Origin of the sequence: Streptomyces sp. PU-14G (assembly GCF_041028275.1) — a bacterium.
Lineage (GTDB): Bacteria > Actinomycetota > Actinomycetes > Streptomycetales > Streptomycetaceae > Streptomyces.
On the sequence record NZ_JASKYT010000253.1, the window covers coordinates 1 to 10,367 of the forward strand.

Consider the following 10,367-nt stretch of genomic DNA (forward strand, 5'->3'; position numbering starts at 1 on the left):
CCCGCCCCCCGCACCGACTCCGCCGCACCCGCACCCGCACGCCACCGAGGGAGAACGATGAGCGCGAAGACCACCCACCTGCCCGAGGTCACCGACGAGACGTTCGGCGAGGAGGTGCTCCGCTCCGAGGTGCCGGTACTGGTCGACTTCACCGCCGCCTGGTGCCCGCCGTGCCGCATGGTCGCCCCGGTGCTCGCCCGCATCGCCGCCGAGCGCGAGGGCAGGCTGAAAGTGGTCTCCCTCGACGTGGACCGCAACCCGGCCACGCAGGCCGCCTACGGCGTCCTGTCGATGCCGACCCTCGTCCTCTTCCGCGACGGCGAGCCCACCCGCTCGGTGGTCGGCGCCCATCCCGAACGCCGTCTGGTGGAGCGGCTGGAGCTGGACGAGAGGCGGTGAGGTGCGGACACCGGTGACGGAGACATGAAGGAGGCGGCACCCCCGCACGGGTGCCGCCTCCTTGGGGACCGGGCCCCGTCCGCGGTGAGGGTCGTGAGCGGACGGAAGCCCGGGGTGGGTGCTGCGTGGCGTTACGCGGTGGCCTCCTGCTGGGCCGCCGCGCGGCCCGCCTCAAGCCGCGCCACGGGGATGCGGAACGGCGAGCAGGAGACGTAGTCGAGGCCGACCTCGTGGAAGAAGTGCACCGATTCGGGGTCGCCGCCGTGCTCGCCGCAGACGCCGAGCTTGAGGTCGGGCCGGGTGGCCCGGCCCGCCTCTGCGGCGCTGCGGACCAGCGAGCCGACCCCGTCCTTGTCGATGGTCTCGAACGGGGAGACGCCGAAGATGCCCTTCTCCAGGTAGGCCGTGAAGAAGCTGGCCTCCACGTCGTCCCGGCTGAAGGCCCACACCGTCTGGGTGAGGTCGTTGGTGCCGAAGGAGAAGAAGTCGGCGCACTCGGCGATCTGGCCCGCCGTGAGCGCGGCCCGCGGCAGCTCGATCATGGTGCCGAGGGACAGCCCCAGGGCGACGCCTCGCTCCCGCTCGACCTCGGTGATGACCTGCTCGGCCTCCTCGCGGACGAGTTCCAGCTCCTGCACCGTGCCCACCAGCGGAATCATGATCTCGGCGCGCGGATCGCCGCCGCCGGCCTTCCGCTCGGCCGCGGCCTCGGCGATGGCGCGGATCTGCATGGTGAACAGTCCGGGGATGACCAGCCCGAGGCGGACACCGCGCAGGCCCAGCATGGGGTTCTGCTCGTGCAGCCGGTGGACGGCCTGGAGGAGCCGCAGGTCGTTCTCGTTGGCGTCCTTGCGGGACTCCGCGAGCGCGACCCGTACGGACAGCTCGGTGATGTCCGGCAGGAACTCGTGCAGCGGCGGGTCGAGCAGCCGTACCGTCACGGGGAGACCGTCCATCGACTCGAACAGCTCGACGAAGTCGCCCTGCTGGAGCGGCAGGAGGGCGTGCAGTGCCCGCTTCCGCTCCTCCTCGGTGTCGGCCAGGATGAGCCGCTCGACCAGCTCGCGCCGCTCGCCGAGGAACATGTGCTCGGTGCGGCACAGGCCGATGCCCTGGGCGCCGAACCGGCGGGCGCGGGCGGCGTCCTCGGCGTTGTCGGCGTTGGCCCGTACCCGCAGCCTGCGCACCCGGTCCGCGTACGCCATGATCCGGTGCACGGCCTTGACCAGCTCGTCGGCGTCGTCGGCACCGGCGTGCATGCGGCCCTCGAAGTACTCCACGACCGGCGAGGGCACGACCGGCACCTCACCGGCGTAGACCTTGCCGGTGGAGCCGTCGATGGAGACGACGTCGCCCTCCTCGACGACCGTCCCGCCCGGGGCCTTGAGGCAGCGCCGCTTGGTGTCGACCTCCAGCTCCTCGGCGCCGCACACGCAGGTCTTGCCCATGCCGCGGGCGACGACGGCCGCGTGCGAGGTCTTGCCGCCGCGCGAGGTGAGGATGCCCTCGGCGGCGAGCATGCCGTCGAGGTCGTCGGGGTTGGTCTCGCGGCGGATGAGGATGACCTTCTCGCCGGACCGTGACCACTTGATGGCGGTGTAGGAGTCGAAGACCGCCTTGCCGACGGCCGCGCCCGGCGAGGCGGCGATGCCCCAGCCGATCTGGTCGGCGTTCTTGACGCCCCCATTGGAGTCGAAGCGGGGGAACATCAGCTGGGCCAGCTGACTGCCGTTGACCCTGCGCAGCGCCTCGGCCTCGTCGATGAGCCCCTGGTCGACGAGCTGGGTGGCGATGCGGAACGCGGCAGCCGCGGTGCGCTTGCCCACCCGCGTCTGGAGCATCCACAGCTTGCCGCGCTCGATCGTGAACTCGATGTCGCACAGGTCCCTGTAGTGGTTCTCCAGCGTCTCCATGATCTGCATGAGCTGGTCGTACGACGCCTTGTCGAGCGCTTCGAGGTCGGCGAGCGGCACGGTGTTGCGGATGCCGGCGACGACGTCCTCGCCCTGCGCGTTGGGCAGGTAGTCGCCGTAGACGCCCTGCTGGCCGCTGGCCGGGTCGCGGGTGAAGGCGACGCCGGTGCCGCCCCCCAAAGAACCCGCAGTGGGGCCGAGGTTACCGAAGACCATCGAGCAGATGTTGACGGCGGTGCCCAGGTCGTGCGGGATGCGCTCCTGGCGGCGGTAGAGGCGGGCGCGGCTGCCGTTCCACGAGTCGAAGACCGCGCGCACGGCCAGGTCCATCTGTTCGCGCGGATCCTGCGGGAAGTCGCGCCCCGTCTCCTCGGAGACGATGTTCTTGAACTTGGTGACCAGTTCCTTCAGGGCCTCGGCGCTCAGGTCCACGTCGGTGGTGGCGCCGCGCGCGGACTTGGCCTCCTCCAGCGTCTCGGAGAAGCGTTCGCCGTGGATGCCGAGCACGGTGTCGCCGAACATCTGGATGAGGCGCCGGTAGGAGTCCCAGGCGAAGCGCTCGTCGCCCGACTGGGCGACGAGCCCGTGCACGGACTCGTCGGACAGGCCGATGTTCAGGACGGTGTCCATCATGCCGGGCATGGAGAACTTGGCTCCGGAGCGCACCGAGACGAGCAGCGGGTCGTCGGCCTGGCCGAGTTTCTTCCCCATGCGCTCCTCGAGCGCGCTCAGGTGAGCGCTCACCTCGTCCCGCAGCTGGGCGGGGGCCTCGCCGGAGTCGAGGTAGGCCTTGCACGCCTCGGTGGTGATGGTGAAGCCCGGAGGGACGGGCAGGCCGAGGTTGGTCATCTCGGCGAGGTTGGCTCCCTTGCCACCGAGGAGGCCCTTGAGGTCCTTGTTGCCCTCACTGAAGTCGTAGACGTACTTGGTCTGCTGCGCGTCTACTGCGGACTTTGTGTTCTTCGCGTGAACCGGCACCGGACTCGGCTCCTCGTGGTCGGTTGCCCTGACGGCGGGGAGCGTACCCAGATCAAAGGCTTGCGAGTACGTCCAGCGGCATGTCACACGGCCCTAACCACCCGTCTGCCGAGAGATCGAAAGTACCGACCGGTTGAGGCTGATTGGGCGCTCCATTCAGAAGCCGAACGGATGATGACGCTGAGGTGCGTGGCGGGCCGTCTTGCGGACGGAACGCGACGCATGTGTACGACCTCGGAACCAAGGGTCGGTAAAACTCCGGGCTGCTCCTTGGAGAGGTACACCACTCATTTGAGCGCGGCCTCGATGCTCATATGAGCGGCACCCTTATCAAGGTGGCGCGAATCACGCGGCCATTCGAGTGAACGTCTCACTATGCGGACAGCTTCGGTGCCGCCGTACATTGCCCCGCATGACCCCTCCGAACAGCACTCCACCACCCCGCCTCGCCCCCGTCGACACCGCCGCCGACGCTCTCTTCGTCTACGGCACCCTGCGCTTCCGCCGGATACTGACCGCACTTCTCGGCCAGGTTCCGGCGGGCGCCCCCGCCACGGCCTCCGGCTGGCGCACCGCCGCGCTGCGGGGCAGGCCCTACCCCGGCCTCGTTCCGGCCCCCGGACGGACCGCGCACGGCCTGCTGCTGACCGGTCTGACCGCGCGCGCATGGCGGCTCCTGGACGACTTCGAGGACGACGCGTACGCGCTGCGCCACCTCGTCCTCGACCAGGCCCGCGGCACCGGCAGCGGCAGCGGCACCGGCACCGGCACCGGCACCGGCACCGGCACCGGCAGCGCCAACGGCCTGGGCGGCACCGGTCGCACCCGTCGCGCCGACCGGGCAGCACCAGGCCGGACCTGGGCGTACATATGGGCGAGCCCGCCCGAGGTCCGCGCCGCCGACTGGGAAGCCGACACCTTCGCGGGGGACCACCTCGACGGGTACGCGGCGCGCTTGGAGGCGGCGGCTGCACGGATGCGGGCAGGACGTCGCTGAGGGCGTGCCCCCGGGGGTGCGCCGGGGGTGCCGCCGGGTGGTGCGGTCAGGCGTCGCTGGTGCCGGTCGGTGCCGCCTCGCCGAGCATGGCGAGGGTCAGCACGTTGCCGGAGATGCCCCAGCCGCCGTCGGCGACCTCTTCGACCAGCACCATGGTGTTGTTGCGGGCGCGCTCCCCGTAGAGCTCGACGTACAGCTCGGTGGTGCGGGTGACGATCTCCTCCTTCTGCTGCGGGGTGAGGGTCTTCTCGGGGACCTTGAAGTTCGCGAAAGGCATGGCTAGTCGTTCCTTTTCTCGTTGGGGCGTGACAGGGAGTTGCCTGCGGTGCGCAGGCTGCCCAGTCCGATGCGGCGGAAGAAGTCGGCGCGGACGCGGTCGGCGGGGCCAGAGCGCACCCGGAGAGGAGAGCGCCCCGATACCGCTGGAGGCCCCCGGTGGCCTGGAGGACCTTCCGCTGTCGTCGTTTACGCGACAGGGCGCCTCTCGGCGATCGATGGAGTGACCGGGCCGGTTCAGACGATTCCGCCGTTGGCGCGGACGACCTGCCCGTTGATCCAGTGGCCGGCCGGTGCGGCCAGGAACGCCACGACCTCGGCGATGTCGGCCGGGGTACCGAGGCGCTCCAGCGGAGGCTGGGCGGCCAGGCGGGCGATGGTCTCCTCGTCCTTGCCGTCCAGGAACAGCTCGGTGGCCGTGGGGCCTGGCGCGACGGCGTTGGCGGTGATGTCCCGGCCCCGCAGCTCCCGGGCCAGGATCAGCGTCAGCGCCTCGACCGCTCCCTTGCCGGCGGCGTACGCGCCGTACCCCGGGAAGGCGAGCCCCACCACGGACGTGGAGAACGTCACGATCGCGCCGCCTGGGCGCACCCGACGGGCGGCCTGCTGGACGACGACGAACGTGCCGCGGATGTTGGTGCGGTGCAGGTCGTCCAGGGCGGCCAAGTCCAGCTCGGCGATCGGTGCCAGGTGCATCCGCCCGGCCGCGTGCACGACGACGTCGACCCCGCCGAACTCTGCTGCGGCCGTGTCGAACAGGGCCGCGACCGCGTGTTCGTCGGCGACGTCGGCGCGTACCGCGATCGCCCGGCCGCCACCGGTGACGGCCTCCTTCACGGCTGCCTCGGCCTCGTCCCGGTCGCCGGCGTAGCCGACCACGACGGCGTACCCGTCGGCGGCCAGCCGGCCGACGGTCCGGCGGCCGATGCCGCGCGAGCCGCCGGTGACGACCGCCACACGGGGTGAGGCGGAGGGCGGGGCCGAAGCGGCGGTCCCGTCGAGGGCAGTGGGGACAGGCATAGCTGACTCCTGTGGTGGAGGGGGATCGGGCCGCGGCCTTGCCGCCGCCCTGCTGCGTCCTCCACGATCGGCGGGTCCCCCGTTCCCAGCCAGGGCGGCGTTTACCCAGGGGATGCCACCCCCTGGCTGCGCTCTGGCGTCCGAGCGACCATGGAGGGGTGAACCTTCCAGAACTCGGCGCCTTCCTCAGGACACGCCGCGACCGCATCCGCCCGGCCGAAGTCGGTCTCCCCCAAGGCCCGCGCCGGCGCGTCCCCGGGCTGCGCCGCGAGGAAGTCGCCCAGCTGGCAGGACTGTCAGCCGACTACTACACCGAACTGGAACGCGGCAGCACGAAGAACGGGGCGCAGCCGTCGGCCCAGACCCTGGCCGCCCTCGCCCGAGCTCTGCGCCTGAACGGCGACGAGCGCGACCACCTGTTCCACCTGGCCGAACGGCCGGTCCCGCCCTCCGTACACGGACCGTCGGCACACGTGCAGCCCGCGCTCCTCGGACTCCTGGACCGGCTGTCCCACACGCCCGCGCGCGTCATCACCGACCTGCACGAGACCCTGGTGGAGAACGACCTGGCCCTGACCCTGCTCGGCAAGTCCCCGGCACACCGCGGCCCGTCGGCGAGCTTCGTGTACCGCTGGTTCACCGACCCGTGGGCGCGTGAGATCTACCCGCCCGAGGACCACCCGCAGCACTCCCGGGTGTTCGTGGCCGACCTCCAGGCAGCGGCTGCCCGGCGTGGCCGGGACGCGGAGGTCACGCGGATGGTCGCCGTGCTACGCCGCCGCAGCCAGGAGTTCGCGGCTCTCTGGGACACCCACGACGTCGCGGTGCGCCGCATGGACCGCAAGAGGATCGTCCACCCCCTGCTCGGCGTCATCGAACTCGACTGCTACAACCTCCTCAGCGAGAACGGACGCCAACGCCTGCTGTGGTTCACCGCCCCGCCCGGAAGCCCGGGCGCCGAGCAGCTGGAACTGCTGTCCGTCGTCGGAACCCAGGAGCTGAGCGTCACGGAGGACACGGCAGCGGAGACGTTGTCCGCGGCGGAATCCGGAGCGCGGCGCTGACCCGCGCGTCCGGCGGGGGAGGTCAGCCGCCGGAGGTGTCCAGTTCGGCGTCCGCGCCGACGTCCGTGCCGTACTCGTAGGGGTCGTTCAGCCAGCCGTCGGGCAGCACGACCTTGTTGCGGGAGTGGGTGCGGCCACGGGGCCCGTCGGCGCCCTGCGGCCACTCCTGGGACAGGTCCAGTTCGTCGAGCAGGCCGCGCAGCTCCTCCAGCGAGCCCGTGACGGCGAGCCGGCGACGCATCTCGGAGCCCACCGAGAAGCCCTTGGTGTACCAGGCGACGTGCTTGCGGAAGTCGATGACGCCGCGCTCCTCGTCGCCCAGCCACTCCCCCAGCAGCCGCGCGTGCCGCACCATCACCTCGGCGACCTCGCGCAGGGTGGGCCTGGCGTACTCCGCCTCGCCCTCCCCGGTGAGCGCGGCCACCAGGTCGGCGAACAGCCAGGGCCGCCCCAGGCAGCCGCGGCCCACGACGACACCGTCGCAGCCGGTCTCACGCATCATCCGCACGGCGTCGCCGGCCGACCAGATGTCGCCGTTGCCCAGCACCGGAATCTCCCCCACGGTCTCCTTGAGACGCGCGATGGCGTCCCAGTCGGCGGTGCCGCCGTAGTGCTGTGCCGCCGTGCGTCCGTGCAGCGCGATGGCGGTGACGCCCTCCTCGACGGCGATGCGGCCCGCGTCGAGGCAGGTGAGGTGGTCGTCGTCGATGCCCTTGCGCATCTTCATGGTCACCGGCAGGCCGCCCGCGTTGCCGACGGCCTCGTGCAGGATGGCGCGCAGCAGCGGTCGCTTGTACGGCAGCGCCGAGCCGCCGCCCTTGCGCGTGACCTTGGGGACGGGGCAGCCGAAGTTGAGGTCGATGTGGTCGGCCAGGTCCTCGTCGGCGATCATCCGCACCGCTTTGCCGACGGTCACCGGATCCACGCCGTACAGCTGGATGGAGCGCGGCTTCTCGCTCGCGTCGAAGTGCACGAGCTGCATCGTCTTCTCGTTGCGCTCCACCAGCGCCCGCGTCGTGATCATCTCGCTGACGAACAGGCCCCGGCCTCCGGAGAACTCCCGGCACAGGGTGCGGAACGGCGCGTTGGTGATCCCCGCCATCGGCGCCAGCACGACGGGAGGCCAGACGGCGTGCGGTCCGATGTGCAGCGGCTGCGCGGCGGGCTGGGTCATGCGGCGACGGTCCTTCGGGTGACGGGGCGTACGGGCGACTCCCCATTGTCCCCCATCCGGCGGCGCCCCCGCCGAGCCCGCGATCCGCCCGGTCCCTACGAGCCCGCGGTGATCAGCTCGTGCAGGCGCTCCACGCCCTTGCGGGTCTGCTCGTCGCGCGGCACGTACGTCCCCATGCGGGCGCCCTCGGCCGGGCTCAGCCACAGTCCGTGGTAGGTGAACGAGAGCGTGCCGACCAGCGGGTTGCGGAAGCGTTTGCACTTGTCGACAGCGCGGGCCACCTCGTGCCGCTGCCACAGCTCGCGAAACTCCCCCGACGTATGTTCGAGCCGCCGGAGCAGCGCCTTCCACGCCGGCTCCGCCAGGTGCTCGGCCATCCGGGAACGGAAGCGGGCCGTCATCAGCCGGACCGTCTCCTCCCGGTCGGGCATGGCGGCCTTCCACTCGGGGTCGGTGAAGGCCAGCCACATGCAGTTGCGGTCCTCGGCCGGGAGCGCGTCCAGGTCGCCGAGCAGGCGGCCGTAGGTGCGGTTGTAGGCCAGGATGTCGTACCGCGCGTTCTGCACACAGGCCGGGAACGGCTCCAGCTGGGCGAGCATCTGCCGGATACCCGGCGGCACCGCCGTCGTCTCGTCGGCCGGTGCCGGATCGGCCGTGCCCGCGAGGGCGAACAGGTGGGCGCGCTCGCTCGCGTCCAGCATCAGGGCTCGGGAGAGCGCGTCCAGCACCTGCGCCGACACCTGGATGTCGCGGGCCTGCTCCAGCCACGTGTACCAGGTCACGCCGACGGTCGACAGGTGCGCCACCTCCTCCCGGCGCAGCCCGGGTGTGCGGCGGCGCGGGCCGCGGGGCAGCCCGGCCTGCTCGGGGGCGATCCGCTCACGCCTGCTGCGCAGGAACGCGGCCAGCTCACCTCTGCGGACGGTCTCGGCGCTCATGGTGGTCATCCTGCGACACGCGCCATCCTGTTGCCAGGTGGTGCCGGTACCAGGATGAGGAGCGTCTGGTACCAGGCTGCCGGCTCGCCAAGGCTCGTGACCATGAGCCACGATGTCGCCACCGGCGAGCCCGCCGCCGCCTCCACGAAGACCCCTGCGGCGCAGGCGGCGCCGCACCCGCCCGCTCCCGCGGCGCTGCGCCCCCTCGGCCTGTACACGCTGCTGCTGGGTGCCGCGCTGCCCATGATCGATTTCTTCGTCGTCAACGTCGCGTTCCCCAGCATCGAGCGCGATCTCGGCGCCTCCCCGGCCGCCCTGGAGATGGTCGTCGCCGGGTACGCCGTCGCCTACGCCGCGTTCCTCGTGTTCGGCGGGCGGCTCGGCGACGCCTTCGGCCGGCGCCGGCTCTTCCTGTGGGGCGTCGCCGCCTTCGGACTCACCTCGCTCGGCTGCGGCTTCGCGCCCGGCGTCGGGTGGCTCATCGTCGCGCGAGTGGCACAGGGCGCCGCCTCCGCGCTGATGTTCCCGCAGGTCCTGGCCACGATCCACGCGACGACCTCGGGGCGGGCCCGGGCCCGCGCCGTCAGCCTGTTCGGTTCTGTCGGCGGGGTCTCCATCGTCGCCGGGCAGGTGCTCGGCGGGGCCCTGGTCGCCGCCGACCCGGCCGGCACCGGGTGGCGGGCCGTCTTCCTGGTCAACGTGCCCGTCGTGGTGCTCGCCCTGGCCTGCGGGCTGCGCCTGGTACCCGACAGCCGTTCGGACGCGCCCGCACGCGGTGACGTGGCGGGGACGGTGCTGCTTACCTGCTCACTCGCCGCCCTGCTGCTGCCGCTGACGGAGGGGCGCGCGGCCGGTTGGCCCTGGTGGTCGACCGCCCTTCTGGCCGCAGCCGCGCCGCTCACCTGCGCCTTCCTCGCCGTCGAACGCCGTCAGGAGCGTGCGGGCGGCAGCCCGCTGCTGCCGCCCTCGCTGCTCAGGGAGGCCGGCGTACGCCGGGGCCTGCTTGTGGGGGCGCCCGTCTTCCTCGGTTTCAGCAGCTTCATGTTCGTCAGCGCGCTGGTACTGCAACAAGGACTGCGGTACGGGGCGTTGACGGCGGGGCTCGCGCTGGCACCGATGGGGGTGGCCCAGTTCGCCGCGTCGGTCGCCGCGCCCCGGGTGACCGATCGGCTCGGTGCCGGACCCGTACTGGCGCTCAGCGCCGTCGCACAGGGCACCGGGCTGGGGACCCTGCTGCTCACCCTGTTCTCCGGGTGGCCCGCACTGCCGCCCCTCGCCCTGGCTCCCGGACTCGTGCTGTGCGGCCTGGGCCAGGGGCTCCAACTGCCGACCTACTTCCGCATCCTGCTCGCGGACGTGCCCGCCTCGCGCGCCGGAGCGGGCAGCGGCCTGGCCGCGACGGCGCAGCAGTCCGGTCTCGCCGTGGGTGTGGCCACTCTGGGTTCGCTGTTCCTGACCCTGGTGCCGCACCTGGGGATGCGCGGGGCGCTGGCCGTGGTGTTCGCGGTCCAGTCCTGTGGCCTGGTGGCCCTCGCGGTGACCGGGCTGCGGACAGCGCGCGGGACAGCACGGTGACCCGGGGGGGGCGTGGGGCGGAGGGAGTAGCGG

The 10,367-nt window shown here is 72.1% G+C and carries 9 protein-coding genes; 4 read left to right on the forward strand and 5 right to left on the reverse strand.

Annotated features, from left to right (window positions below; genetic code table 11):
- The first annotated feature begins 57 nt into the window (after positions 1 to 57).
- Positions 58 to 399, forward strand: a complete 342-nt coding sequence (gene trxA, locus AB8Z75_RS24635) for a thioredoxin (protein ID WP_369205547.1) — start codon at positions 58 to 60, stop codon at positions 397 to 399.
- Between the two features lie 131 nt (positions 400 to 530).
- On the opposite strand, the gene ppdK is transcribed toward trxA, so the two are convergent.
- Entirely contained in the window at positions 531 to 3,290 is a 2,760-nt protein-coding gene (gene ppdK / locus AB8Z75_RS24640; protein ID WP_369205549.1) for a pyruvate, phosphate dikinase, read from the reverse strand.
- A gap of 412 nt (positions 3,291 to 3,702) precedes the next feature.
- Here ppdK and AB8Z75_RS24645 point away from each other — a divergent pair, with 412 nt between their 5' ends.
- The gene (locus tag AB8Z75_RS24645; RefSeq protein WP_369205551.1) at positions 3,703 to 4,287 is read left to right on the forward strand and encodes a gamma-glutamylcyclotransferase family protein; all 585 of its coding nucleotides are present in this window, start codon (positions 3,703 to 3,705) and stop codon (positions 4,285 to 4,287) included.
- Between the two features lie 46 nt (positions 4,288 to 4,333).
- Here AB8Z75_RS24645 and AB8Z75_RS24650 read toward each other — a convergent pair whose 3' ends face one another.
- Together AB8Z75_RS24650 and AB8Z75_RS24655 are read right to left on the reverse strand one after the other, a co-directional pair.
- Positions 4,334 to 4,564, reverse strand: coding sequence for a tautomerase family protein (locus AB8Z75_RS24650; RefSeq protein ID WP_369205553.1), 231 nt, complete (start codon positions 4,562 to 4,564; stop codon positions 4,334 to 4,336).
- A gap of 236 nt (positions 4,565 to 4,800) precedes the next feature.
- The gene (locus tag AB8Z75_RS24655) at positions 4,801 to 5,583 is read right to left on the reverse strand and encodes an SDR family oxidoreductase (protein ID WP_369205555.1); all 783 of its coding nucleotides are present in this window, start codon (positions 5,581 to 5,583) and stop codon (positions 4,801 to 4,803) included.
- A gap of 158 nt (positions 5,584 to 5,741) precedes the next feature.
- Between AB8Z75_RS24655 and AB8Z75_RS24660 the strand changes: the two genes are divergently transcribed.
- Complete coding sequence (locus AB8Z75_RS24660) at positions 5,742 to 6,647, forward strand: helix-turn-helix domain-containing protein (protein WP_369205557.1); 906 nt, start codon at positions 5,742 to 5,744, stop codon at positions 6,645 to 6,647.
- 22 nt (positions 6,648 to 6,669) lie between these two features.
- Here AB8Z75_RS24660 and dusB read toward each other — a convergent pair whose 3' ends face one another.
- Both dusB and AB8Z75_RS24670 read right to left on the reverse strand, forming a co-directional pair.
- Positions 6,670 to 7,821, reverse strand: a complete 1,152-nt coding sequence (gene dusB / locus AB8Z75_RS24665) for a tRNA dihydrouridine synthase DusB (RefSeq protein ID WP_369205559.1) — start codon at positions 7,819 to 7,821, stop codon at positions 6,670 to 6,672.
- Between the two features lie 95 nt (positions 7,822 to 7,916).
- Positions 7,917 to 8,768, reverse strand: coding sequence for a helix-turn-helix transcriptional regulator (locus AB8Z75_RS24670; protein ID WP_369205561.1), 852 nt, complete (start codon positions 8,766 to 8,768; stop codon positions 7,917 to 7,919).
- A 93-nt stretch (positions 8,769 to 8,861) separates the two neighbouring features.
- On the opposite strand from AB8Z75_RS24670, the gene AB8Z75_RS24675 reads away from it, so the two are divergent.
- The gene (locus tag AB8Z75_RS24675) at positions 8,862 to 10,334 is read left to right on the forward strand and encodes an MFS transporter (RefSeq protein WP_369205563.1); all 1,473 of its coding nucleotides are present in this window, start codon (positions 8,862 to 8,864) and stop codon (positions 10,332 to 10,334) included.
- The last annotated feature ends 33 nt before the right edge of the window (positions 10,335 to 10,367 follow it).